Raw genomic sequence first — 24,704 nt, 5'->3', positions numbered from 1 at the left:
GGTGCGCTCACGTGCACAAGTGTGTCACCCGGCGTGGGAGGCCCCGGGCCCGTTCCAGGCCTGCGGACCGGTGCGGTCCCGATCCCCGGGCCGGTGCATGTCCAGGCGTCACGGCATCCCCTCAGCATCGCGCGTAGGGGTCGGCGGGGGCTCCTTCGAGGACGGCCGTCATGATCCGCCCGAGCGCCTTCAGGTCCTCGCGGGCGATGCGGTCGATGAGGACTCGACGGACCGATTCGACGTGGGCTGGGGCCGCCGTGCGCAGCAGTCCCATGCCGGCCTCGGTGAGTTCGGCGATGATGCCGCGACGGTCCTCGGGGGCGCGCCTGCGGGTGACGAGGCCGCGCTTCTCCATGCGGGAGACCGTGTGGGTCAGGCGCGAACGGGACTGGTACGTGTCCTTCGCGAGCTCGGACATGCGCAGGGCGTGGGGGTTGCACTCGGAAAGCCTCACAAGGATCTCGTACTCGTTGATGTCGAGATCGAACTGGCGCAGGGCGAGGCCCAGCTGGGCGAGAATGCAGGCGCTGCCGGCGAGGCAGCTGCGCCAGACCATCTGCTGCTCGTCGTCGAGCCAGCGGGTGTAGGGGACTTCTTCCATGCTGAACATCCTATGAGTGCTTCACAGTTTTCGTTAACTTTGTGAAAGTGCTTGCCTGCGCGGTTTGCTATTGGTGTGGCTTTCGGCTCGCCCCCTGCGCGCCCCTCTCCGGGGAGGGGCGCAGGGCCGATAGTCTGAAACCCGATGACTCACCCCGAATGCACCCGATGGAAGGTGACCTCATGGCGGATGTTCGCGAACGGATCCTCGCCGAGTGCGAGCCCAGCTACCCGGCGATGTTCCGGGCCCGCGCGGCCGCCGATCCGGGTGCCGTGGCCTATCAGGCGCCCCTCCACACCGAGCCCGAGCGGTGGGTCGACATCACCTGGGCGGAGGCCGAGAACGAGGTCGACGAGCTCGCCGCGGGCTTCGTCGCGCTCGGGCTGCAGAGCGAGGAGCGCGTGGCCATCGTGGCGATGACGCGCATCGAGTGGATCCTCGCCGATCTGGCCGTGGCCTGCGCCGGCGGGGCCACGACGACCGTCTACCCGAACACCAAATCGGCCGACGAGCTGTTCGTCCTGCGCGACTCCGGCTCGGTCGTCGTCGTGGCCGAGAACTGGATTCAGGCCCAGAAGGTGATCGATCTCCACGAGCTCGACGATCAGGTCCGCCGCATCGTCCTGATGGACGACGACCGCCCTGTCGGATACCTCAACGATCGCCTCGTCGCCTGGGGGCGGCTGCGCGACCTGGGGCGCGAGTACCTGGCCGGCCACCCCGCAGCCCTCGCGGAGCGCATGTCGGCGATGGGGCCGGAGACCCTGTCCACCCTCATCTACACATCGGGCACCACCGGTCGCCCCAAGGGGGTCGAGCTGCCGCACCGCTGCTGGACCTACGAGGGCCATGCCATGCGCGTCATGTGGCAGGACGTCGTCGACGAGAGCGACTCCCTGTACCTGTGGCTGCCGCTGTCGCACGTCTTCGGCCGCGACTTGGTCGCCACCCAGCTGGCCATCGGCTTCCGCATGGTGGTGGACGGGCGCATCGACCGCATCGTCGAGGGCATGGGCGAGACCGGCCCGACGATCCAGGTGGGCGTGCCGCGCATCTACGAGAAGATCCGCGCCGCCGTCATGACGATGAGCTCGCCCAGGGGCGTCAGGGGGCGCGTCTCGCGCTGGGCCTTCGCCGTCGGCCGCGAGTCGCGCGGCTACCGCCTGGCCGGGCAGCGGATGCCGTGGGACGCCCGCATGCGCTACTCGATCGCCGACAGGCTGGTGTTCGGGCGCCTCAGGCAGACCCTCGGCGGCCGCGTGCGCTTCATGATCTCGGGCTCGGCGAAGCTGTCCGAGCAGGTCCAGGAGTGGTTCTACTCGGCCGGGATCACCGTTATCGAGGGCTACGGGGCCACCGAGACCGCGGCCATCGCCGCCGTCAACGTGCCCAACAGACCACGGTTCGGCTCGGTCGGCCCGGTCACCTACGGCGTCGACCACAAGCTGGCCGCCGACGGCGAACTGCTGCTGCGCGGTCCGATCATCGCCAACGGCTACCACAACATGCCGGAGGAGGGCGCCGAGGCCTTCGCCGACGGCTGGTTCCACACCGGCGACATCGGCGAGTTCGACGAGGACGGCTACCTGCGGATCACCGACCGCAAGAAGGACCTCATGAAGACGTCGAACGGCAAGTACGTCGCCCCGCAGAAGGTCGAGTCGACGCTGCTGGCCAATGTCCCGTACATCACGCAGGCCGTTGTGAGCGCCGAGAACCGTCCGTACGCCGTTGCGCTGCTCACGCTCGACCGCGGGGACCTGCTCAGATGGGCCAAGAACCACGGGCACGGGGGAGAGGACTACGCCACGCTGTCCCAGCTGCCCGAGATCCGCGCCTCGATCGACCGCTACGTGCGCCGGGCCAACTCCCGCCTGGAACGCTGGGAGACGGTCAAGCGCTACGAGATCCTCGACCACGAGTTCAGCCAGGACGTCGGTGAGCTGACGCCCAGCCTCAAGGTCAAGCGCAACGTGGTGCTCGAGCGCTACGCCGAGGCGATCGACACCCTGTACGAGCAGGAGTCCCGCTCGGACCTCACCCCCGACGGCCACGGGGCCTGAGCCGTGGCCCCGTTCGTCGTCGACGTTCCGCTGCGCTGGTCCGACCTGGACCCGCAGGGGCACGTCAACAATGTGATGATGGTCGATTTCACCCAGGAGGCGCGGGCGCGCTTCATGCAGGGCTCGGACGCACCCCAGCTGCTCACCGACGGCTGCGTCATGGTCGGCCAGCAGGTCGAGTACCTCAGGCCGATGCGCTACTCCGGAGAGCCGCTCACCGTGGAGTTCGGCACTGTGGAGGTGCGCTCGGCCCGATTCATCATGGGCTACCGCATCTGGCACGAGGGCGAGCTGCGCGCTCGCGTGCGCACCTCGATGTGCCCCTTCGAGTTCTCCGCCCAGCGGCTGCGCCGGCTCACCGCCGATGAACGCAGGACCCTGTCCGGGATAGCGATCGAGGGCGAGGCGCGCTGGCGCCCGCTGCCCAAGGCGCATCTGGGGGGCCGCGGCGAGCCGACCGAGCTCTTCGCCCGTTGGAGCGACCAGGACAGGTACGGCCACATCAACAATGTGCGCACCATCGACTGGATCCAGCAGGCCCGGGTCGAGGCGACGACCGCGATCGACCCGTCGATGGCCCGCGCCGGCATGGGGCGGGACACGGGCGGGGGCTGGGTCGTGGCCCGCCAGGAGATCGACTACATCGAGCAGATGCAGTGGCTTCTCCGCCCCTACATCGCCCACACGGCGCCTCTGCGGGTTGGCACCACGTCATTGACGCTGGGCTGCGAGATCGTCGACCCGCGGGACGCCTCGGTGAGCACCCGGTCGCGCACGGTTCTGGTCCACCTGGGCGAGGACGGGCGTCCGGCCCCGTTGTCCGGGGCCACCGCGGCCGCGATGCGGGCCCGGCTCGTGGCCGACGGCTGAGAGGCGATGAACGCCTCGTTGCGGAGGCCGTTCCGGGGCAGTGGGTAGTGGGTCCGTCCGGGTCCCTCAGCGGCCGTAGTAGCCCTGCCAGGCGCAGTCGAACGGGGCGTTGCCGTGCATGCGGTGCTCGATCGCCGAGACGACGACCTGCTTGGCGGTGCGGGCGGCCTCCAGCGGGCTGGCGCCCTTGGCGAGTTCGGCGGTGACGGCGGCGGCCAGTGTGCAGCCGGCGCCGGAGACGCGCTCCCGCCCGATGGCCGGGACCTCGAGGACTTCCATCGTGGAGCCGTCGTAGAAGACGTCGAGAGCGGTCCCGGTGCCGAACAGGGTGCCGGCCTTGGCCAGGACGAAGGGGACGCCCTGGTCGTGGATGCGTCGGGCGCCCTCCTCGAGCTGCCCGACATCGGTGATCTCGGCCATGCCGGACAGCACCCGGGTCTCGAAGAGGTTCGGGGTGACCATCGTGGCGTGGGGCAGCACCTTGGCGCGCAGGGCGTTGTCGGTGTCGAGCGCGGCGCCGGGCTCCTGGCCCTTGCAGATGAGGACGGGGTCGAGGACCACCGTACCGAAGTCGTGCTCCTCGAGGGCGTCGGCAATGGCGGCGATGGTGACGGGCGTGCCGAGCATGCCGATCTTCACGGCGTCGATGCGGCCGTGGACGGCGACGGCGGCCTCGATCTGATCGCGGATGACCTGCGGATCGATGGGCACGAAGCGGTGGGCCCAGTCGGCGGCCGGGTCGAACGAGACGATGCACGTCAGGCTCGTGGCGCCGAAGACGCCCAGCTGGGTGAAGGTCTTGATGTCGGTCTGGGCACCGGCGCCGCCGGAGGCCTCGGACCCTGCGATGGACAGAGCGATCTTGGTCATGGGGCCCATTGTGGTCCACGTCGGGCCCGCGGGCGGGTGAGGTCCGTATCAGGCGCCGGAAGGGATGCGTCTTCTGGCCGGATCCGGCTGCTCCGGGCCTCGGGCGCCCCGAAACGGCCGGATTCCGCTGATTGTTTGCATCCTTTTGCCCGGAGCACCCCAGCAGGCCGTGGTGAGCTATTCCGCTCAGTCGATCCTCGTCTCCGAGCGGTCGGCCATCCACTCGATGTGGAAGTGGCCGTCGTCATCGACGCGCTCGTAGGTGTGCGAGCCGAAGAAGTCGCGCTGGGCCTGCGTCAGGGCGGCGTTCACGCGCGGGGCGCGGGCCATGTCGTAGTAGGCCAGGGTGGCGCTGAACACCGGGGCCGGCACGCCCGAGGCGGCGGCCCCGGCCACCACGCGGCGCCAGGCGTCCTGGTTGGCGGCCATCTCCGGGGCGACCGAGCCGGCGCACATGAGGGAGACCAGGGCCGGGTCGTCGGTGTACTCCTTGCGGATGCGCTCGAGCAGGGCGGCGCGGATGATGCAGCCGTCGCGCCAGATCTTCGCGGCCTCGGCCACGTCGATGTCCCAGCCGAACTCCCGCCCGCCGGTACGGATCTCGTCGAAGCCCTGCGAGTAGCTGACCACCTTCGAGCACCACAGCGCCTTGCGGACGTCCTCGATGAAGGCCTGCCGGTCATCCACGGCCACAGCGCCGTCGGGCCCCTGGAGGCCCTGGCCGGCGGCGCGCAGGTCATCGTGGCTGGACTCGGCGCGGGCGAACACGGCCTCGGCGATGCCATTGGCCGGTACGCCGAGCTCGAGGGCGGTCTGGACGGTCCAGGTGCCTGTGCCCTTCATCTGGGCGCGGTCCCTGATGACCTCGACCAGGTCCCTGCCGGTGCGCGGATCCTTGGCGCGCAGCACCTCGGCGGTGATCTCGATCAGATAGCCGGACAGGTCGCCGGTGTTCCATCCGGCGAAGACGTCGGCGCACTCGGCGTTCGACAGGCCCGCGCCGCGCAGCAGCTGGTAGGCCTCGCCGATGACCTGCATGTCGGAGTACTCGATGCCGTTGTGGATCATCTTGACGAAATGGCCGGCGCCGTTGGGCCCCATCCACGCGCAGCAGGGCTCGCCCTCGTAGTGGGCCGAGATGGCCTCCAGCATCGGACCGATGATCCGGTAGGACTCGGGGCTGCCGCCGGGCATGATGGCCGGGCCGGTCAGGGCGCCGTACTCGCCGCCGGAGATGCCGGCGCCGACGAAGTGGAAGCCCTCGGCGGAGATCCGGCTCTCCCGGCGGATGGTGTCGCGGAAGTGGGCGTTGCCGCCGTCCATGATGATGTCGCCGGGGGACAGCAGGGGCAGCAGGGTCTCGATGGTGGCGTCGGTCGGGTCACCGGCCTTGACCATCAGGATGATGGAGCGCGGCCTCGCCAGGGACTGCACGAACTCCTCGGCGGTCTCGGACGCGATGAAATCGCCCTCGGACCCGTGGTTCTCGATGAGGGCCCGGGTCTTGGCGTAGGTGCGGTTGTAGACGGCGACCGTGTAGCCGTGGTGGGCGAGGTTGCGGGCCAGGTTCGAGCCCATCACCGCCATGCCGACGACGCCGATGTTCGCCTTGCCGGACTGTTCGGTCATTGAGGATCTCCTTGTGGTCGCGGGGCCGCCGGCGAAGCGGCGCATGCCTGTCCCCCATCATGCCATCGTGATCATGCCATCGTGCGTAGTCGCCGCGCCGGGGTTGCCACGGTCTTGCCCGCGCGCCGGTCGTTGTGAATAATGCTCCGGAACCGTAAGGTGCACTCGTGAGCGACGCGCGCGGCGACGGCGGATCCTTCGGGCTGCCCAGGCAGACGACCATCTACGACGTTGCGAAGGCCGCCGGCGTCAGCCCCTCCACGGTCTCGCGCACGTTCAGTCGGCCCGGGCGCGTCGCGAATCGCACCGCCGCGCACATCCGCAAGGTGGCGGCCGAACTCGGCTACCGCACCGACCGCGTCTACCAGCAGGCCGTGCCGACGCACACGCACATGATCGGCCTGGCGGTCACCGACGCCACCAACCCCTTCTTCTTCCCCCTGCTGCGCGGCGCCGAGCAGGTCTGCACCCGGCACGGCTACGCGATGGTGCTCTTCGACGCCCAGGAGTCCGGCCCCCGCGAGCGCGAGATCTTCGAGCGCGCCCTTCCCGTCCTGGACGGCGTCGTGGTCACCAGCTCGCGCCTGTCCGACACCGCCCTGCGGGGCTTCGCCAAGAAGGTGCCCACCGTCGTCCTCAACCGCGTCGTCGCCGGCCTGCCGTGCGTCGTCAGCGACTACGAGCGCGGCGTGCGCAGGGCCCTGGAACACCTGGTCGAGCTGGGCCATCGGCGCGTCGCCTACATCGCCGGCCCGCCCGCCTCCTGGGCCGACGGTGCACGCTGGCGCGCCTTCCACGAGGCCGCCACCGGTCTGGACATGGTCGACTGCAAGCTCGGCCCCGTCATGCCGACGGTCCGCGGCGGGGAGCAGGCGCTGCCCCAGGTCCGCGAGCGCAAGGTCACCGCGGTCGTCGCCTACAACGACCTGATCGCCATCGGAGTCCTGCGCGGCATGGCCGCCGCCGGTATGCGCGTGCCCGATCGCCTCAGCGTCATCGGCTTCGACAACATCTTCGCCTCCGACCTGGTCACGCCGCGTCTCACCTCGATCGCCTCGCCGCTCGGCCTGGTCGGCGAGAAGGCCGCCCGCAGCGTCCTCTCGCTCATCGAGCGCCATGACGAGCCGGCCGACTTCATGGAGCCGGTGATCATGCCGATGCGCCTCATCGAGCGCGGCTCCACCGGCCCGGCCCGCGTCGAAGTCTGAGCCCGGGGCCGGGCCGGCCTCAGACGGGCCGGCCGCTGGTGACCGGGAAGGGGCCGTCCGCGCCGTCGATTCCGCCGGAGTGCAGGCGGTAGAGCACCTCACCGGCGTCGGGGACCACGGTGACGCCATCCCTGCCGGCCCACTCGCCGGGATCGATCGTGGCCGGATCGTAGTAGCCGAGGTTGATCGACTCGCAGACCTCGCGGGGGATGCCGGTGGCCAGCGAGACCCGCACGCGGTCGGCCTCGACGCCGGTACGGGGGTCGTAGGAGCCCAGGCCGCGCAGGTGCGTCGAGTGGGCCAGCACCCCCCACGGCACCTGCTTGAATCGGTCCCATTGCTTCACGAAGTAGTCGCGGCAGTGGTAGCCGATCTCGTAGATCTCGGCGTGGACCTGGCTGACCTCGGTGATGTGCGGGGCGTAGACGATGACCTCGCCCCCGGCGGCGACGGCCGGCTCCGTCTTGTAGAAGCCCTTGGCCGCGGTCCAGATGTCGTGGTAGCGGTCCGGGATGAGGCTCAGCACAGTCGGCATCGGCTCGTCCACGTACTCGACGTGGGTCCGCGCGCCGATCCTGGCCTGGGCGTGCCAGGCGTCCTCGGGAGTCCCGATCGAGACCGACTCCAGCTCGGTGGTGTGCGAGCGGACGACGAAGGCGATGCAGTAGCGCTCGCCGGGGACCATGGCGGCGCCCTCGTCGATCATGGCGCGCACCGGCGTGACCGCCGGGGCGCCGATGATGTGCGAGCTGGTGATCAGCGCGCCCACCCAGTGGGTGCGCGAGATGAAACCCTCCTGGGCGACGCCGGGGATGAAGTACTTGTTACCGCCCGACATGCCGACGACCTCGTGGGGCAGGACGGGGCCGATGACGAGCTTCACGTCGGCCTCGGCGACACGGCGGTTGACCAGGACGTCCGAGCCCTCCGACAGGCGGCCGCCGCTCAGCTCGGCCATGCGCTCGTCGCCGATGCGGCCGACCCTGACCAGAGCGGAGGGGTCCCGCCACTCGTGGTTGACGATCTCCATGCCGGGGAAGGCCTCGGCGAGGTCCGCGCCGGGGTCGCCGGTGGTCCACTCGGCGATCCTGGCCGGGCCCATGTACTCGTGGGTGCCCAGGGCTATGACGCAGACCAGCTCGCGGACGCGGCCGACGAGGCTGCGGTGGACGATCCGCAGCAGGCGGGGCAGGGGGCACGAGCGCGTGTCGTCGGGAATGACCAGGGCGACCGACCTGCCGTCCACGTCGAGGCCGGCGAGCTGCTCGGACAGGAAGCCGTCGAGCTCCTCGGGGCCGATCGTGCAACCGGCCCCGCCGATCGTCTGACACCCCATCAGCGTCGCCTTTCCCGAGTGCGTGTACCAGGGCGGACCCGCCGACGGGGCCCGCCCTCACGCTAGTCCCGGCGGGGCCCTCGTGCGAAACCACCGAGCGGCGAGGCCGGTGGGGCCGCCCGCCGGCGAGCAACCGGCGGCGACGATCCGGCGCAACCCCGGGCAACACGGGGCGGGGACGGCCGGGCGGACGGCACGATGGCGCCATGGCTCCGAAGCTGACCCTCCACGACGACCGACTGTTCCCGGCCGATCCGGCCTCGCGCGATGTCGCCCGTCGGATCCACGCCGTCACGCGCGGGCTGCCGATCATCTCCCCCCATGGTCACGTCCCGCCGCGCTGGCTCGCCCGCAACGAGCACTTCGGCAACCCGACCAGGATGCTGCTCACGCCCGACCACTACATCAACCGCGTCCTGCACGCGAACGGCGTCGACCTGTCGGACCTCGGCGTCGGCCGCGGCGACGAGATGACCGAGGCCGACAACCGCAGGGCCTTCCGCCTGCTGTGCGAGCACTGGTCCGACCTCAACGGCACCGCGATGCGCTACTGGCTGACCGATCAGCTCGTGGGCATCTTCGGCGTCGACGTACGGCCCAGCGCCGAGACCTCCGACGCCATCTACGACGTCATCGCCGCCAGGCTCGACGAGCCGGACTTCCGCCCCCGCCAGCTCATGGACGCCTTCCGGATCCGGTTCATCGCCACCACCGACGACCCCTGCGACGATCTCGGCCCGCACGCCGAACTGGCCGCCGACGGCGGGTTCAGCGAGGCCCATCGCGTCGTGCCGACCTTCCGCCCCGACCGCTACCTGGAGCCGGCGCGTCCGGACTGGAACGAGCTCGTGGACGCCCTCGGCGCCGCGGCCGGCGCCGACGTCGGGACCCTGGACGGATACACGCGGGCCATGGCCGCCCGCCGCCAGTACTTCAAGGACCACGGCGCGGTCAGTTCCGACCACTCGCACGCCGACCTGGTCACGCTGGTCCTGCCTCACGACGAGGCCGCCAGGCTCTACGACAGGGCTCGCCGGGGCAGGGCCAGCGCCGACGAGGCCCTGGCCCTGCGCCGCCACCTGTTCACAGACCAGGCCCGGTTGGCCTGCGAGGACGGCTTGGTCATGACCGTGCACCCGGCCGTGGCCCGCAACCACGACGCCGATGCCTTCGAGCATTACGGTGCCGACGTCGGCGCCGACATCCCGGTCGGGCTCGAGGCGACCCGGGCCCTGCAGCCGCTGCTGAACGCCTACGGCAACGACCCCGACTTCAACTTCGTGATCTTCACCCTCGACGAGGACGTCTACAGCCGCGAGATCGCGCCGCTCGCCGCCTGGTACCGCAGCGTCTACATCGGTGTGCCGTGGTGGTTCATCGACGCCCCGGAGTCGATCATGCGCTTCAAACGGGAGGTCACCGAGATGGCCGGCTTCAGCCGGGTCTGCGGCATGATCGACGACACCCGCGCCTTCTGCTCGATCCCGGCCCGCCACGACATGAGCCGCCGCCTGGACGCCGCGCACCTGGCCGACCTGGTCGTCACCCATCGGCTGGACGAGGACGAGGCTGTCGAACAGGCCGGGGCCCTGGTCGTCGGCAACCCGATGCGCATCTTCAAGCTGGACCGGTGAGCGCCCGACCCGCGCGGTTCCCGCCAGGGCCGCGGGCGGCCGCGGGCGTCAGGCGCCTGCGGCCCTGGCGCCGTACTCCTGGGCGGCCAGCGCGCGCAGGGCGGCGTCACGGCGTTCCGAGATCGTCCGGCGGACCGCTTCGGTAAGGTCCGCCGAGTCGGCCCACTCGTCGAGGCCGGCGATGAGTTCGCGGGTGACCAGCGGGGCCGGCCACAGCCAGGTGAGCACGGCGCTCGAGGCGGCATGGCCCTGGTCCGCCCAGATGCCCGCCCTGGCGCTGATCTCCTCGGCCGCCTGCAGGTACTTCTCGACGTAGCCGGCGAGCAGCTCGTCCTGACCGTACTGCATGAACTGGCGGCAGATGTGCAGATGCGTGGCGTTCGGCACGCCCCTGGTCGCCGTGGCCAGCTCCCACGCCCTGGCCTTGGCGTCCGCGTCGGCCATCGCCGAGCGGGCGCCAGCAGCGCGCTCCGCGCCCGAGATCGTCTGGTCGATGGCGGTCTCGACCTCGATGCGCTCCTCGTCGATGACGCCCAGGCGGGCCAGACTCGTGAGGATCGCCCAGCGGCGGTCCTGATCGATGGCCAGGCCCAGCGGCAGCTCCTCGCCGTTCAGCCAGCCGGCGATGAGGCCGGCCCCCTGCGCATTGTTCACCGCCGCCATCAGGGCGTCGGCGAAGGCCAGCTGGTGCTCGCTGCCGGGGACCGTCTCCTTCAGCTGGGCGGCGACGCCCGCCACCAGCGCGCCGTTGTTGGCCTCGCGCTGGGCCGGCGCCGTGTAGGCGGTCGCGGCGGTCAGGGCCCGGGTCAGCTGGGTGGTGACGGCCGTCATGTCGGACTCCTTGCCGGCGCCCTCGATGACCATCGCGATGTAATCGGCGGCGGTCATCTGGGCGTCGCGCGTCATGTCCCAGGCCGAGTTCCACACCAGCGCGCGGGCCAGCGGGTCGGTGATCTGCCCGACACGGCCGATGGCCGTGGCCAACGAGTCCTCGTCCAGACGCACCTTGGCGTAGCTCAGATCGCGGTCGTTGAGCAGAATCAGGGCCGGGCGCCTGCGCCCCTCGAGCGCTGCGATCGGCGTGGAGGGGCCGTGCACGTCCACCTCGAGCGAGTCGCCGGCCACCAGTTCATCGGCGCCGGCGTCGTACAGGCCGATGGCGATGTGGTGCGTGCGCAGCGTCCCGTGGTCGGCGGGGGCGCTCTGGAGGACCGAGAAGGCGGTGATGACGCCGTCCTCGTCGGTGACGATCTCGTTCGACAGCGTGTTCACGCCACTGGTGGACAGCCACTGGGTCGAGAACTCCGCCAGGTCCTTGCCACTGATCTCGCCCAGCGCATCCAGCAGATCCGAGAACTGGGCGTTCGCGAAGGCGTGGTCATTCAGGTACTGGCGCACACCGGTCAGGAAGTCGTCCTGCCCGACATAGGCGACCAGTTGCTTGAGCACCGAGGCGCCCTTGGCATAGGTGATGCCGTCGAAGTTCTGCTCGACGGCCTCCAGGTCGACCATGTCGGCCGCGATCGGATGCGTCGTGGGCAGCTGATCGGCGGTGTAGGCCCAGGCCTTGCGGGCATTGGCGAAACTCACCCACGGGTCGATTCCGCCGTGGGCGTCCGCGATCCGCTCCTGGCAGTGGTAGGCGCTCCACTCGGCGAAGCTCTCGTTGAGCCACAGGTCGTCCCACCAGCGCATGGTCACCAGGTCGCCGAACCACATGTGCGCCAGCTCGTGCAGGATCGTGTTGTCGCGGGCCTCGTACGCGGCGCTGGTCACCTTCGAGCGGTACAGGTACTCGTCGCGGATCGTGACGGCACCCGCGTTCTCCATGGCCCCGGCGTTGTACTCCGGCACGAACAGCTGATCGTACTTGTCGAAGGCGTACGGGCGGCCGAAGTCCTTCTCGTAGATCTCGAAGCCGCGCTGAGTCGTGGTGCGAATGCGCTCGGCGTCCAGGTACGGCCGCATCGAGGCGCGGCAGACGAGGTCGGCGTCCAGCGTGCCCTTGGCCGACTCGACGGTGCCGTGGTCGACGTGGTACTGGCCGGCGATGAGCGCGGTGACGTAGGTGGAGATGCGCGGGGTCGGTGCGAAGTCCCAGATCTCGGCGCCGATCGGATCGGGGCCGAAGGGCTCGGGCGTGGGGGAGTTCGACTTCACCACCCAGCCGGCGGGCGCGCGCACGGTGAGCTGGAAGGTCGCCTTCAGATCCGGCTGCTCGAAGCAGGCGTACATGCGGCGGGCGTCGGCCGTCTCGAACTGCGTGTACAGGTAGACGTCGCCGTCGGCCGGGTCGACGAAGCGGTGCAGGCCCTCGCCGGTGTGCGAGTAGCGGCAGATCGCGGTGATGGTCAGCTCGTGCTCGCCGTCGCCCAGGCTCAGGGGCAGACGCGAGTCGGCGAAGCGCACCGGGTCGAGGGGCTCACCGTCCAGGGTGGCCACGGCGATCTCGTCGGCGATGAGATCGATCCAGGTGCTCGTGGCGGTGCTCGTGAACTTCACGGTGCTGGTCGACAGGAAGGTCTCCTCGGGCTCCGTGAGCTGTGCGGAGGCGGCCCCGTGACCGGTGAGGTCGACGGTGACCTCGTACGACGTGATCGACAGCGCGGCAGAACGACCGGCGGCCTCTTCCCTGGTGAGATTGGCAGGGTTCATCTGATGGTCTCCCAACTGTTGGCGAGGGCATCGACTCAGCTCGAGGCTAACGCGGTACGCGCAATCGGCGCCCCGGCGGCGCGCCCGGTGTCCACGGTCGGCGTGACGGCAGGCGCTTGTGCGGGCGGACCCGGACGGGTTCAGTTGGACCCATGACTGACACTTCGACTCCCGTTCAGCTGCAGACCGTCGGCTTCTGGTTCGATCCCCTGTGCCCGTGGGCATGGCTGGCGAGCCGGTGGATGCTCGAGGTCGAGAGGGTGCGGCCCGTGCGCACCGAGTTCCACGTGATGAGCCTGTCCGTCCTCAACGAGGGACGCGACCTCGATCCGGACTACCGGGACCTCATGGATCGCGGCTGGGTCGGCGCGCGCGCCGCCGTCGGCGTCGAGCAGGCCTACGGCCAGGGCGCCCTGCGCGCCTTCTACACCGAGCTCGGCACCCGATACCACCTCAGAGGGGAGCCCGTCGGCGATGCCGGGGTCGTCCGCGACGCGCTCGCAGCCCTCGACCTGGACACCTCGATCGCCGAGACGGCCACCACCGATGCCTGGGACGAGGCCCTGCGCGCCAGCCACCACGCCGGCATGGACCCGGTCGGGGCCGACGTCGGCACCCCGGTCATCCACGTCAACGGCAAGGCCATGTTCGGCCCGGTCATCAGCCCCGCGCCCAGGGGCGAGCAGGCCGGCCGGCTCTTCGACGGCGTTTCCCTCATGACCGCGTACGACGGTTTCTTCGAGCTCAAGCGCACCCGCACCGTCGGTCCGATTTTCGACTGAGACGCGGGCGCTCCGGGGCGCGGGCCCCGCGCATTCACTTCGCAGGGATATCCGGGGATCGGGGGATGCAACGCATATACGCACAACTGCATGCAACGGACGCTCCGGGAGTGCGCGAGGCCCCGGAACGACTCGCCCGGTCGGTCGCCGAGCCCGAAGCCGTGAAAGGCCTGTGAACAGGCTATGGAGGGGCTCGTAGTGTGCGATTGACCGGGCGATTTCGCGTCCATGAACAATGCCATTGTGATTTGATCATGCCCGAGCCGGGCGGGCGAATACCCCCGCAAGACTCGTTGATTGGATCCTTTCATTGCACTGACAGGTGACTTGAGTGAGCGACACCTTGACTTACGTGCCCGCCCGGCGGGCGCTTGAGCCTCTTGACGAATCGTTCATCGAGGCCACCCGCGGCTACTCGGCGCGCCGGGCCATGCCCAATCCCGAGACGCGCGACGAGTGGGACGCCTTCCTGGCGCAGCTGCGAGCGGGCGATGGCGATTACGAGGCCCGTCGCAGCACCCGCGGCGTCCGGGCCTTCTTCGATCGTCTTCTCGGCTTCGGCGGGGGTTCGCGCGCCCAGCGCCTCGAGGTGGACGCCGACGAGATGCTCGCTTCCGAACTCGTGCGCATGGCCGCACTGGACCCCCGCTGGGGTTTCGTGCAGATGGCCCGCACGGCGAACGGCATCGTCGTCCCCCAGCACATGGTGGTCGGTCCCGGCGGCGTCTTCCTGCTCAGCGCCAAGAACCATCCCGGCGCCAAGCTCTTCGTCGAGGGCGACATCTTCCGCGTCAACGGCAAGGACCGCCCCTACATCTCGAGGAGCCGCCAGAACGCCTCGCGTGCGATGGACCTGATGAGCCGTGACTCCGGCCTCGACCTCGGCGTCACCGGCGTCGTCGTGCCGGTCAAGGACCGCCGGCTGATCATCCAGCAGGCCCCCGACGACGTGGCCGTCATCGAGCGCAACGATCTCGCCGAGTGGCTCCTCAACAAGCCCGAGGAGCTGTCCGAGCACAGGGTCATCACCAGCTACACCATCGCCAGCGAGGCCACCGGCTGGGGCGGCTCCGGCGGTGCGTGACCGGATTCCCCTCGCCGTCCGGGCGTCGTACGGCCGGACCGTCGGCCCTGTTGGGCATCATGGTTGCCATGAACACCGACGCAGCCCTCGATGCCGTCCCCGCTGACGGTTCCGCTCCCGAGCCGGCCAGGCCAGGCCCGGCCCGGCAACGCCGCCACGCCGAGCTCGTCGGTCTCGTCGACGACGCCCAGCAGGCCTATTACGGCCTCGACGCCCCGGTGCTCACCGATGCCGCCTACGACGAGATGATGGTCGAGCTCGAGCGCCTCGAGGACGACTTCCCCGAGCTGCGCACGCCCGACAGCCCCACCCAGCGGGTCGGCGCCCCGCAGACGGTCACCGGCTTCGCCCCGGTCGAGCACCCCCAGCGGATGCTCAGCCTCGACGACGTCTTCAGCCTGGACGAGCTGCAGGAGTGGATGTCCCGGACCACCGAGGCCCTCGGCCGCGAACCCACCTGGCTGTGCGAGGTGAAGATCGACGGCCTGGCCATCGATCTGCAGTACGCCGGCGGCGCGCTCGCGACGGCGGCCACCCGCGGCGACGGGCGGGTCGGCGAGGACATCACGCCGAACGCCCGCACCATCGAGGCCGTCCCGCACCGCCTCGCCCCCTCCCCGGAGTTCCCGCCCCCCGCCCTGGTCGAGGCCCGCGGCGAGGTCTTCTTCCCGATCGAGGCCTTCGACGCCTTCAACGCGGAGCTGGAACGGGCCGGCAAGCAGATCTTCGCCAATCCCCGCAATGCCGCGGCCGGTTCGCTGCGCCAGAAGGACCCCGCGGCCACGGCCCGCCGCCCGCTGTCGATGATCTGCCACGGCATAGGCTCCCACCAGGGGCTCGACGTCGCCCGTCAGAGCGAGGTCTACGAGGTCTTCAGGACGTGGGGCCTGCCGGTCAGCCCCTACTACGAGTGCGTCGGGGACGCCCGCGCCGTGCTCGGCTTCGTCGCCCGTTTCGGGGAGCACCGCCACGACCTGCTGCACGAGATCGACGGCATCGTCGTCAAGGTCGATGACCTGGCCGACCAGGAACGGCTCGGGTCCACCAGCCGCGCCCCGCGCTGGGCGATCGCCTACAAGTACCCGCCCGAGGAGGTCAACACCCGCCTGCGCGACATCCGGGTCAACGTGGGGCGCACCGGCCGCGTCACGCCCTACGGCGTCATGGACCCGGTGCGCGTCGCCGGGTCGACGGTGTCGATGGCCACCCTGCACAACGCCTTCGAGGTCAGGCGCAAGGGCGTGCTCATCGGCGACATGGTGGTCCTGCGCAAGGCCGGCGACGTCATCCCCGAGATCGTCGGGCCCGTCGTCGAGCTGCGCACCGGCGGCGAGACCGAGTTCGTCATGCCGACGCACTGCCCCGAGTGCGGTACCGGATTGCGCCCGGAGCAGGAGTCCGACAAGGACATCCGCTGCCCGAACCAGCGGTCCTGCCCGGCCCAGCTGCGGGAGCGCCTCTTCTCGGCCGCCTCCCGTTCGGCCTTCGACATCGAGGCGCTCGGCGAGGAGGGGGCCGCCGCCCTGCTCCGCGCCGGCGTGATCGACAACGAGGCCCGTCTGTTCGACCTGACCGCCGACGACCTGGTCAAGGTGGACATCTACACGCGCGGCGCCACGAAGAGGGAGATCGCCGGCGAGCAGGAGGCGCCCGCTCCCGGCGTCGTGGACGGTCGGGTGCTGTCGGCCGTCGGCCGCAAGCTGCTCGTCAACCTCGAGGCGGCGAAGTCCCAGCCGCTGTGGCGGGTGCTCGTGGCCCTGTCCATCCGTCACGTCGGGCCCACCGCAGCGCGCGCGCTGGCCTCCCGCTTCGGTTCGATCGAGGCCATCCGCGCCGCGAGCGCCGAGGAGCTGGCCGCCACCGAGGGCGTCGGCGGTGTCATCGCCGCCTCGCTGCGGGCCTGGTTCGAGGTCGACTGGCACCGGCAGATCATCGACGCCTGGGCCGCCGCCGGCGTGCGCATGGCCGACGAGGCGCCCGACGGGCCCGCGCAGACGCTCGCCGGGCTGACCGTCGTCGTCACCGGAACGCTCGAGGGCTTCACCCGCGAGAGTGCCAAGGAGGCGATCGTCTCCCGCGGCGGCAGGGCCACCGGCTCGGTCAGCAGGAGGACCGACTTCGTCGTGGTCGGCGCCAACGCCGGTTCCAAGGCCGCCAAGGCCGAGGAGCTCGGGCGCCCAGTCCTCGACGAGGCGGGTTTCCGCGAACTGCTCGAGAAGGGACTGCAGGGGCGCTGACCTGAGGCCGCCCGGGCCGGTCGGCCTCAGCCCCAGACCAGCCAGGCCAGCGCCGCGTCATCGGGGCCGCCCGCGCACAGCCATGCGCGGGTGGCCGCTATGAGGTCCGGCAGCGACCACGGCATCCGCGCGCCGATGTCCCAGCCGGCGGGTGCCAGGCCCAGCGCTGCGCAGTGCATGGCGGCGTCGGCGGCGTGCCCGGGGGCCATCGGCCAGGGGAGACCGCTGTGCAGACGGGGGAGCAGCTCCCACAGCTCCTGCGGGGCGCCCGGCGCGTGCGTGACGACCGCCGAGAGCACCCGGCAGAGGGCGTCGGCCCGGTCCACCGGGGGGACGGGCGCCGCGAGCCCGGAACGGGCCAGCACGGGTGCGGCGCTCATCCAGGCCAGCAGCGCGCCCGCCGAGGCCGGAATCGCGTCGAGGCGTCCCGCCACGGCGCCGAGCCGGGCCGGGTCGTCCTCGGCCGCCACCAGCAGCGGGACGATGCCGAGCGGGTCGACCGGCACGCCGGGGCGGTCCAGCAGCTCGTCCGCCCACGTCCTGAGGAACCCGCTCGCCTGGTCGTGGGGGAGCCCGTGGCGGGCGTCCGCCCATGCGACGACCATCGCCTGCGCGGTGCTCGTCGTGCGGGGGTCGGCGCCGATGATGCCGTGCGCCCGCCGCAGGGCCGTGTCGGCGACCGATCCGGCCCAGGCCAGTTGCAGCTGGGCGTCCACACCGGGGCCGGCGACCCTGAAGCGGTGCACCCCGGACCCGGCTTCGATGAGACTGCCCCCCTCGTCCGTCGAGATCCTGCCCGGCCCGCTCACCGCGGCGTCGGGCAGCCCGATCCGCACCGGCTCGCCCACGGCGACGTCGAGCCGATGGGGGAGCCATGCGGGCAGGCCCGCCAGGGCCGCCGCGCGGTGCGGGTGCAGGTCGATCGTCCAGGCGCTGACCCAGGACCGGCCGGCGGCCAGCTCCAGCCCCTCCGGCACCAGGACCAGGCCCCGGTCCTCCTCGTGGACGTGACCGCGCGTCTGGCTGGCCGTGACCACCAGTCCGTCGGCGGGGCGCTCGTCCAGCAGGACGAGGCCGCTGCTGCCGCCCGGCCAGGACGGGCAGGAGAAGGCGCCTCGCCAGTCGACGGCGGGCCCCGCCGCAACGGCAGCGCCCGAGCCGCCCGCGGTGACCGACAGACGGGCGCTGATGGTCCGATCGGCCGTCAGCCTCAGGCGTGCACCGGCCTCCGGTGAGCTCCAGCGCCAGGTCGCCTCGTCGGCGTCGGCCTCAAGACCCTCGAAGTCCCACTGCTCGCCCAGCGAAATGGTGGCCGTGCCGACGGGTCGATCCTGCTCGCGGTCCGAGACGCGCACCTCGCGAGGGGCGCAGTCCAGGCGAAGGTGCTCCCAGCTCAGCGTGCGGGGCGTCGTCGCGTTCATCGCCTCAACCCTACGCACGGAGCGTCCGGCCCCGGTGGGGCAGGGCGGAGGGTCCACTGCTAGCGTGCCCGCATGGCCGCGGGTACTCGCACGGCGGGCGGACGCCGCAGGGGGCTGGGCCGCGACGGCATCACCGTCATGGTCGACCACGAGCGCGCCCTGCGCGCTCGGGAGATCAGCCGCCCGGGCGAGGCCCTCCGCAGGCGGGCCGCCGCTGAGCTGCCCGATCTGCTGGCCAGGGCCCGGGGCGGCGCCACCGGGCGCCGGCCCTGAACGCCCGGTCGCGGACCCGGCGGTGCGGGGCCTTCTGCGGTAGCCTTCACCTGTGTGCCCGCCCGGCGGGCGTACGGATCACGCGGGGTGTGGCGCAGTTGGCAGCGCGCCTGCTTTGGGAGCAGGAAGTCGCCGGTTCGAGTCCGGTCACCCCGACCATCGTCGGAGCAGGAGCCCGGCGGCTCACCGGGATGAAACACCGTCCGCGCGTCGGCTACCATGGGGCACGGCCCATCGGGGCCGCGCGAACGTAGCTCAATGGTAGAGCCCCAGTCCTCCAAACTGGCTACGCGGGTTCGATTCCCGTCGTTCGCTCGAACCCGCCGCGCCCCGACCAGTGGCGCGCCCGCCATGATCCCGCACCGCTGGCGCGGCGTTCTTGGTGCCTGTCGCGCGGCCGACTAAAATCGGCGGGCGTTATGTGCGCCCCCGCGCACGCCCACAAGCATGTTTTGCGCCATGGCGCGCACATGTGTCCCACATACAGGAGTCCCCAGTGCCGAGCACCGTCGAGCAGCTGAACCCGACCCGGGTGAAGCTCACCATCGAACTGCCCTTCGTCGACCTCCAGCCGAAGATCGACGAGGCCTACAAGCAGATCGCCCAGCAGATCAATCTGCCCGGTTTCCGACGCGGCAAGGTGCCGCCGCGTCTGATCGATCAGCGCTTCGGTCGCGGCACCGTGCTCCAGGAGGCCGTGAACAACGCCATCCCGGACGCCTATTCGGCCGCCGTCAGCGAGCACAAGGTCGCCCCGCTGGGCAACCCCGAGGTCGAACTGACCAGACTCGAGGACGGCGATGTCGCCGAGGTCACCGCCGAGGTCGATGTCCGTCCCGAATTCGACCTGCCCGACTTCTCCGAGGTCGAGGTCCAGGTCGAGCCGGTCGAGGTCACCGACGCCGATGTCGATGAGCGCGTCGAACTGCTGCGCCAGCGCTTCGGCACCCTCACGGTCGTCGATCGCGCCGCCGCCGAGGGCGATGTCGTTCTCATCGACCTGTCCGCCACGAGGGACGGCGAGGCGATCGAGGACGCCGCGAGCAACGGCATGCAGTACCGCATCGGCGCCGGCGGCATGGTCGAGGGGCTCGACGATGCCCTCATCGGCCTCAGGGCCGGCGAGACCAAGACCTTCACCTCCAAACTCGTCGGCGGTCCGCACCGCGACGAGGACGCCGACATCGAGGTGACCGTCACCAAGGTGAACGAGCAGAAGCTGCCCGACCTCGACGACGACTTCGCCCAGCTCGTCTCCGAGTTCGACACCGTCGACGAGATGATCGCCGATGTGCGCGAGAACCTCGTGCGCATCGGCCGGCTCGACCAGGCCAACACCGCTCGCGACAAGGTTCTCGAGGCGGTCATCGGCAAGCTCGACTTCCCGCTGCCGCAGACCGTTCTGGACAATGACGTCAAGGCCTACCACGACCAGATCGAGTCCCAGCTCAACGCCGCCGGCCTGACCGTCGAGCAGTACCTGGCCGATGCCGAGGACGAGACGGCCGAGACCCCCGAGGAGTTCTGGAAGGGGGTCGACGAGCGCGCCGAGCAGGGCCTGCGCGCCCAGATCATCCTGGACAAGCTCGCCGAGGACAGGCAGATCGGTGTCTCCCAGGAGGAGTTCACCCAGCTGCTCCTCCAGAAGGCGCGGCAGAACGGCACGTCTCCCGAGCAGGAGATCAAGCACATGACCGAGCACAACCACATGCCCGAATGGATGGCCGAGGTCCGCCGCGGCAAGGCCCTCGGCGTGATCGTCGACGAGGCCACCGTCACCGACACCGGGGGCGAGGAGGTCGAGCTCACCCGCCTGCAGAACGACGGCACCATCGCCCCCGAATCCGCTGAGTCCGAGGACGGGCGGGCCCCGACCGCCGGGGACGAGGAGGAGGCCGAGGCCTGATCCGGGGCCGGCCGGTGGTGGAGGCGCCGGGCATCCGCAGCACAGGGTCGCCGACGGCCCGGACTCCGCATTGCCAGGCTGAGCGCTCGGTCCGGTCGGTGAGAGGGCGAAAGGAATCATTCATGGGCGAGACGGGCAGCGGCGACGGGGCGCAGACGCCGATCGGCGGTCTGCCGAGATTCCTGCAGGTCGCACTGGGCGTCGTCCTGGTGCTGGCCGCCCTCATGATGCTGAAGAACTACTCGGGCATCTTCGGCCCGATCTTCCTCGCGCTGAACCTCATGGTGACGGCCTACCCGCTCCATGCCTGGCTCGTGCGCAAGGGCTGCCCTCCCGCCCTGTCGGCGGCCGTCGTCGCGCTCATGGTCTTCGTCCTGCTGCTGGCCATGGTGGCCGGCCTCATCTGGGCCGTCAACGAGATCATCGGCATCATCCCGCAGTACGCCGACCAGTTCATCGTCCTGTACGACCAGGCGATCTCCTTCGCCTCCGACATGGGTCTCGACCGCTCCTCGCTGACGGGGGTCCTGAGCAAGATCGACCCGAACTCGCTGCTCAACGCGGCCAGCTCGCTGCTCACCGCATCGACCGGCTTCCTCGGCGGGCTGTCGATCCTGGTCTGCACCCTCGTCTTCATCGCCATGGACACCGCCGGCTTCGCCCAGCGCCTGTCGATCGCCGCCTCGACCCACTCCCGGATCGTCGCGGGTTTCCGCTCCTTCAGCCAGGGCGTCCGCTCCTACTGGATCGTCACCACCGTGTTCGGCCTCATCGTGGCCGTGCTCGACGTCGTCGCCCTGCAGATCATGGGCGTGTCGGGCGTCGTGGTCTGGGGCCTGCTGAGCTTCCTGACCAATTACATCCCGAACATAGGCTTCGTCGTCGGCCTGATCCCGCCGGCCCTGGTCGCCCTCGTCTCGCTGGGCTGGAAGCAGGCCGTCGCCGTCATCGTCATCTACTGCGTGCTCAACTTCGTCGTTCAGACGATCATCCAGCCGCGCTTCACCGGCGACGCCGTCGGCGTGACTCCCACCGTCTCGTTCATCTCCCTGCTCGTATGGGGCGCCGTGCTCGGAGCCCTGGGCACCCTGCTGGCCCTGCCGATGACCCTGCTCGTCAAGGCGCTCGTCATCGACACCGATCCCCGTACGAAATGGGTCAACGCCTTGATCGCCTCGGACCCGCACGACGCGGAGGGGGCCGTCCGGCAGCGCGCCTGAGCCGGTTCCTGGGCCCGGCACGGACGGCTCGGCGGAGATTCCCCGAACGAACATGAGTCGCAGAGACTCAACTTTCACGCCAGAAGTGAAACCCGGGAGAACGCCGCTCCGGTTTGTCAGGGCCTACGGGTAGGGTTCGACGGTGTGAATGACAACGACATGGTCAAGGATCCCGCGCTGCCCGCAATGGCCGCCGGTACTGGTGGCGTCGGCCTGACCGACAACGTGTACCAGTCCCTGTTGGCCAATCGCATCGTCTTCCTCGGCTCCGAGGTGAAGGACGAGAACTCCAATGCGATCTGCGCGCAGATGCTGCTCCTGAACGCCGAGGACCCCCACAAGGACATCTACCTCTACATCAACTCGCCCGGCGGCTCGATCGACTCCGGCATGGCGATCTACGACACCATGCAGTGGATCAGCAACGACGTGGCCACGGTCGCCATCGGCCTGGCCGCCTCGATGGGCCAATTCCTGCTGTCCGGCGGCACCCCGGGCAAGCGCTACGCGCTGCCCCACGCCCGCATCCTGATGCACCAGCCCTCGGGCGGCATCGGCGGCACCGCCTCCGACATCAAGATCCAGGCCGAGCAGAGCATCCACCTCAAGCACGAGATGGCCGAGCTCATAGCCAGGCACACCGGTCAGACCGTCGAGCAGATCACCAGGGACTCCGACCGCGACCGCTGGTTCACGGCCGGCGAGGCCCTCGAGTACGGCTTCATCGATCACGTCTACGACCGCGCGTCGAAGATCTCCATGGACGACGCGCCGAACCAGTGAGGAACCCCATGACTGACGACTACAGCGCGGCGCTGCCCCCTGCCCCAGACGGTACGGCGGTCTCGCCCACGGCCGAGTACTACATCCCCCAGTGGGAGGAGCGCACCAGCTACGGCGTGCGCCGGGTCGACCCCTACACCAAGCTGTTCGAGGATCGCATCATCTTCCTCGGTACGCCGATCACCGATGACATCGCCAATGCGGTCATGGCCCAGTTGCTGTGCCTGCAGTCGATGGATTCCGATCGTTCCATCTCGATGTACATCAACTCGCCCGGCGGCTCGTTCACCGCGCTGACCGCCATCTACGACACGATGCGCTACATCAAGCCGGCCGTGCAGACCATCTGCCTCGGCCAGGCCGCCTCGGCCGCGGCCGTGCTGCTGGCGGCCGGCACCAAGGGCCAGCGCCTGGCCCTGCCGAACAGCCGCATCCTGATCCACCAGCCGTCCATGGGCGGGGAGGGCAGCTACGGCCAGTCCAGCGACCTGGAGATCCAGGCCAATGAGATCCTGCGCATCCGCGAGCTCATGGAGACCATGCTCTCGGACGCCACCGGCCAGCCCAAGGAGAAGGTCAGCGCCGACGTCGAGCGCGACAAGTTCCTCACCGCCTCCGAGGCCGTCGAGTACGGCATCATCGACGACATCCTCACCTCGCTGAAGGACTGAACGACGACTCTGTCCGCGCAGTAGTCCCTGCCGGGATCGCTGCGCGGGCGGGGCTAATCTTTGTGACCATGCCGCGTCCAATGGGAGCGGGCATGCTTGAATGGATTCGAGGGGTCGGATCGACCCGGTCCGGTGCGCTGTCGTGCGCCGGATCAGCGCTCATCGAGGAGGTGGCCATGCCGCGCATTGGAGAGAGCAGCGATCTGTTCAAGTGCTCGTTCTGCGGCAAGAGCCAGAAGCAGGTCAAGAAGCTCATCGCCGGCCCGGGGGTCTACATCTGCGACGAGTGCATCGACCTGTGCAACGAGATCATCGAGGAGGAGTTCTCCCAGCTCGATGAGGCAGAGGCCCCCTCGCAGCTGCCCAAACCCGCCGAGATCCGCGAATTCCTCGACCAGTACATCATCGGCCAGGACGATGCCAAGAAATCGCTGGCGGTGGCCGTCTACAACCATTACAAGCGCCTCAACGCCCGGACAGGTGCCGAGGGCACCAAGCGCGTCGCCGACGACATCGAGCTGGGCAAGTCCAACATCCTGCTGATCGGCCCTACCGGCTGCGGCAAGACCTACCTGGCCCAGACCCTCGCCCGCATGCTCAACGTGCCCTTCGCCATGGCCGATGCGACGGCCCTGACCGAGGCCGGCTACGTGGGCGAGGACGTCGAGAACATCCTGCTCAAGCTCATCCAGGCCGCGGACTACGACGTCAAGAAGGCCGAGACCGGCATCATCTACATCGATGAGATCGACAAGGTGGCCCGCAAGTCCGAGAACCCCTCGATCACCCGTGACGTCTCCGGCGAGGGAGTGCAGCAGGCGCTGCTGAAGATCCTCGAAGGCACCGTCGCCTCGGTCCCCCCGCAGGGCGGACGCAAGCACCCGCACCAGGAGTTCATCCAGATCGACACCACCAATGTGCTGTTCATCGTCGGCGGTGCCTTCGCCGGTCTCGAGGACATCATCGCCGAGCGCGTCGGCAGGCGCTCGGTGGGCTTCACCACCGACGGGGTGGAGAGCCGGCCGGTCGGCGCCGACCCGCTCGTCGGCGTGCGTCCCGAGGACCTGCACTCCTTCGGGCTGATCCCCGAGTTCATCGGACGCCTGCCCGTCATCGCTACGGTACCGGAGCTCGACGAGACGGCCCTGCGCCGCATCCTCACCGAGCCGCGCAACGCCCTGGTCAAGCAGTTCACCAAGCTCTTCGACCTGGACGGTGTCGTCCTGGAGTTCACGCAGGACGCCATCGGCGCCGTGGCCCAGCGGGCCATCGAACGCGGTACCGGCGCGCGCGGCCTGCGCGCCATCCTCGAGGAGACGCTCGGCGACGTCATGTTCGAGGTGCCCAGTCGCGACGACGTCGTCCAGGTGGTCATCACCGGTGACGCGGTGCTGGGCGCGGCGCAGCCGCAGCTCGTCACGAGGGCCGAGGCCGGCGAGCCGGCGGCATGAGGGCCGTCCG

General features: G+C 70.1%; 19 protein-coding genes and 2 tRNA genes. 15 read left to right on the top strand and 6 right to left on the bottom strand.

The window, feature by feature from the left end:
* Positions 1–121: 121 nt before the first annotated feature.
* A complete protein-coding gene (locus R2N01_RS00755) occupies positions 122–601 on the bottom strand; it encodes a MarR family transcriptional regulator (protein WP_316667442.1) in 480 nt (159 codons plus the stop codon).
* A 182-nt stretch (positions 602–783) separates the two neighbouring features.
* Here R2N01_RS00755 and R2N01_RS00750 point away from each other — a divergent pair, with 182 nt between their 5' ends.
* Positions 784–2,664, top strand: a complete 1,881-nt coding sequence (locus R2N01_RS00750) for a long-chain fatty acid--CoA ligase (protein ID WP_316667440.1) — start codon at positions 784–786, stop codon at positions 2,662–2,664.
* A 3-nt stretch (positions 2,665–2,667) separates the two neighbouring features.
* The gene (locus tag R2N01_RS00745; RefSeq protein WP_316667438.1) at positions 2,668–3,534 is read left to right on the top strand and encodes a thioesterase family protein; all 867 of its coding nucleotides are present in this window, start codon (positions 2,668–2,670) and stop codon (positions 3,532–3,534) included.
* 66 nt (positions 3,535–3,600) lie between these two features.
* Here R2N01_RS00745 and R2N01_RS00740 read toward each other — a convergent pair whose 3' ends face one another.
* Positions 3,601–4,404, bottom strand: a complete 804-nt coding sequence (locus R2N01_RS00740) for a hydroxymethylpyrimidine/phosphomethylpyrimidine kinase (RefSeq protein ID WP_316667436.1) — start codon at positions 4,402–4,404, stop codon at positions 3,601–3,603.
* Positions 4,405–4,590: 186 nt separating this feature from the next.
* The gene (gene gndA, locus R2N01_RS00735; RefSeq protein ID WP_316667434.1) at positions 4,591–6,033 is read right to left on the bottom strand and encodes an NADP-dependent phosphogluconate dehydrogenase; all 1,443 of its coding nucleotides are present in this window, start codon (positions 6,031–6,033) and stop codon (positions 4,591–4,593) included.
* 167 nt (positions 6,034–6,200) lie between these two features.
* Between gndA and R2N01_RS00730 the strand changes: the two genes are divergently transcribed.
* On the top strand, positions 6,201–7,241 hold the full coding sequence (locus R2N01_RS00730; RefSeq protein ID WP_316667432.1) for a LacI family DNA-binding transcriptional regulator: 1,041 nt from the start codon (positions 6,201–6,203) through the stop codon (positions 7,239–7,241).
* A gap of 19 nt (positions 7,242–7,260) precedes the next feature.
* Here the strand turns inward: R2N01_RS00730 and R2N01_RS00725 are convergent, their stop codons facing one another.
* On the bottom strand, positions 7,261–8,577 hold the full coding sequence (locus R2N01_RS00725; protein ID WP_316667430.1) for a lactate racemase domain-containing protein: 1,317 nt from the start codon (positions 8,575–8,577) through the stop codon (positions 7,261–7,263).
* Positions 8,578–8,783: 206 nt separating this feature from the next.
* On the opposite strand from R2N01_RS00725, the gene uxaC reads away from it, so the two are divergent.
* Positions 8,784–10,211, top strand: a complete 1,428-nt coding sequence (gene uxaC / locus R2N01_RS00720) for a glucuronate isomerase (protein ID WP_316667428.1) — start codon at positions 8,784–8,786, stop codon at positions 10,209–10,211.
* Between the two features lie 48 nt (positions 10,212–10,259).
* On the opposite strand, the gene pepN is transcribed toward uxaC, so the two are convergent.
* On the bottom strand, positions 10,260–12,866 hold the full coding sequence (gene pepN / locus R2N01_RS00715; protein WP_316667426.1) for an aminopeptidase N: 2,607 nt from the start codon (positions 12,864–12,866) through the stop codon (positions 10,260–10,262).
* A 152-nt stretch (positions 12,867–13,018) separates the two neighbouring features.
* Here pepN and R2N01_RS00710 point away from each other — a divergent pair, with 152 nt between their 5' ends.
* The 3 genes from R2N01_RS00710 to ligA all read left to right on the top strand — a co-directional run bounded on the left by R2N01_RS00710 (position 13,019) and on the right by ligA (position 16,969).
* Complete coding sequence (locus R2N01_RS00710; RefSeq protein ID WP_316667424.1) at positions 13,019–13,648, top strand: disulfide bond formation protein DsbA; 630 nt, start codon at positions 13,019–13,021, stop codon at positions 13,646–13,648.
* 331 nt (positions 13,649–13,979) lie between these two features.
* A complete protein-coding gene (locus tag R2N01_RS00705; RefSeq protein ID WP_316667422.1) occupies positions 13,980–14,732 on the top strand; it encodes a hypothetical protein in 753 nt (250 codons plus the stop codon).
* Between the two features lie 68 nt (positions 14,733–14,800).
* Complete coding sequence (gene ligA / locus R2N01_RS00700) at positions 14,801–16,969, top strand: NAD-dependent DNA ligase LigA (protein ID WP_316667420.1); 2,169 nt, start codon at positions 14,801–14,803, stop codon at positions 16,967–16,969.
* A gap of 26 nt (positions 16,970–16,995) precedes the next feature.
* Here the strand turns inward: ligA and R2N01_RS00695 are convergent, their stop codons facing one another.
* Complete coding sequence (locus R2N01_RS00695) at positions 16,996–18,390, bottom strand: hypothetical protein (RefSeq protein WP_316667418.1); 1,395 nt, start codon at positions 18,388–18,390, stop codon at positions 16,996–16,998.
* 72 nt (positions 18,391–18,462) lie between these two features.
* Here R2N01_RS00695 and R2N01_RS00690 point away from each other — a divergent pair, with 72 nt between their 5' ends.
* From R2N01_RS00690 to clpX, 8 genes are all read left to right on the top strand, one after another.
* On the top strand, positions 18,463–18,663 hold the full coding sequence (locus R2N01_RS00690; RefSeq protein ID WP_316667416.1) for a hypothetical protein: 201 nt from the start codon (positions 18,463–18,465) through the stop codon (positions 18,661–18,663).
* A gap of 83 nt (positions 18,664–18,746) precedes the next feature.
* A tRNA-Pro gene (locus R2N01_RS00685) sits at positions 18,747–18,822 on the top strand.
* An 85-nt stretch (positions 18,823–18,907) separates the two neighbouring features.
* Positions 18,908–18,978 (top strand) — tRNA-Gly (locus R2N01_RS00680).
* A 181-nt stretch (positions 18,979–19,159) separates the two neighbouring features.
* Positions 19,160–20,569, top strand: coding sequence for a trigger factor (gene tig, locus R2N01_RS00675; RefSeq protein WP_316667414.1), 1,410 nt, complete (start codon positions 19,160–19,162; stop codon positions 20,567–20,569).
* Between the two features lie 122 nt (positions 20,570–20,691).
* Positions 20,692–21,789: an AI-2E family transporter gene (locus R2N01_RS00670; protein WP_316667412.1), complete on the top strand. Its 1,098-nt coding sequence runs from the start codon at positions 20,692–20,694 to the stop codon at positions 21,787–21,789.
* A gap of 177 nt (positions 21,790–21,966) precedes the next feature.
* The gene (locus tag R2N01_RS00665; RefSeq protein ID WP_316667524.1) at positions 21,967–22,572 is read left to right on the top strand and encodes an ATP-dependent Clp protease proteolytic subunit; all 606 of its coding nucleotides are present in this window, start codon (positions 21,967–21,969) and stop codon (positions 22,570–22,572) included.
* Between the two features lie 8 nt (positions 22,573–22,580).
* Positions 22,581–23,243 (top strand): ATP-dependent Clp protease proteolytic subunit, encoded by a 663-nt coding sequence (locus R2N01_RS00660; RefSeq protein WP_316667410.1) that lies wholly within the window; start codon positions 22,581–22,583, stop codon positions 23,241–23,243.
* Between the two features lie 176 nt (positions 23,244–23,419).
* A complete protein-coding gene (clpX, locus tag R2N01_RS00655) occupies positions 23,420–24,694 on the top strand; it encodes an ATP-dependent Clp protease ATP-binding subunit ClpX (protein WP_316667523.1) in 1,275 nt (424 codons plus the stop codon).
* The last annotated feature ends 10 nt before the right edge of the window (positions 24,695–24,704 follow it).

Origin of the sequence: uncultured Propionibacterium sp. (assembly GCF_963539965.1) — a bacterium.
In the GTDB taxonomy this organism is placed as follows: Bacteria; Actinomycetota; Actinomycetes; order Propionibacteriales; family Propionibacteriaceae; genus Propionibacterium.
This window is presented reverse-complemented; position numbering and strand designations above follow the sequence as displayed.

Coding starts and splice junctions, on each gene's coding strand:
- R2N01_RS00755 (WP_316667442.1), bottom strand. CDS start 601: ATGGAAGAAGTCCCCTACACCCGCTGGCTCGACGACGAGCAGCAGATG.
- R2N01_RS00690 (WP_316667416.1), top strand. CDS start 18,463: ATGGCCGCGGGTACTCGCACGGCGGGCGGACGCCGCAGGGGGCTGGGC.
- pepN (WP_316667426.1), bottom strand. CDS start 12,866: ATGAACCCTGCCAATCTCACCAGGGAAGAGGCCGCCGGTCGTTCTGCC.
- R2N01_RS00660 (WP_316667410.1), top strand. CDS start 22,581: ATGACTGACGACTACAGCGCGGCGCTGCCCCCTGCCCCAGACGGTACG.
- R2N01_RS00670 (WP_316667412.1), top strand. CDS start 20,692: ATGGGCGAGACGGGCAGCGGCGACGGGGCGCAGACGCCGATCGGCGGT.
- R2N01_RS00695 (WP_316667418.1), bottom strand. CDS start 18,390: ATGAACGCGACGACGCCCCGCACGCTGAGCTGGGAGCACCTTCGCCTG.
- uxaC (WP_316667428.1), top strand. CDS start 8,784: ATGGCTCCGAAGCTGACCCTCCACGACGACCGACTGTTCCCGGCCGAT.
- gndA (WP_316667434.1), bottom strand. CDS start 6,033: ATGACCGAACAGTCCGGCAAGGCGAACATCGGCGTCGTCGGCATGGCG.
- ligA (WP_316667420.1), top strand. CDS start 14,801: ATGAACACCGACGCAGCCCTCGATGCCGTCCCCGCTGACGGTTCCGCT.
- R2N01_RS00710 (WP_316667424.1), top strand. CDS start 13,019: ATGACTGACACTTCGACTCCCGTTCAGCTGCAGACCGTCGGCTTCTGG.
- clpX (WP_316667523.1), top strand. CDS start 23,420: ATGCCGCGCATTGGAGAGAGCAGCGATCTGTTCAAGTGCTCGTTCTGC.
- R2N01_RS00725 (WP_316667430.1), bottom strand. CDS start 8,577: ATGGGGTGTCAGACGATCGGCGGGGCCGGTTGCACGATCGGCCCCGAG.
- R2N01_RS00740 (WP_316667436.1), bottom strand. CDS start 4,404: ATGACCAAGATCGCTCTGTCCATCGCAGGGTCCGAGGCCTCCGGCGGC.
- R2N01_RS00750 (WP_316667440.1), top strand. CDS start 784: ATGGCGGATGTTCGCGAACGGATCCTCGCCGAGTGCGAGCCCAGCTAC.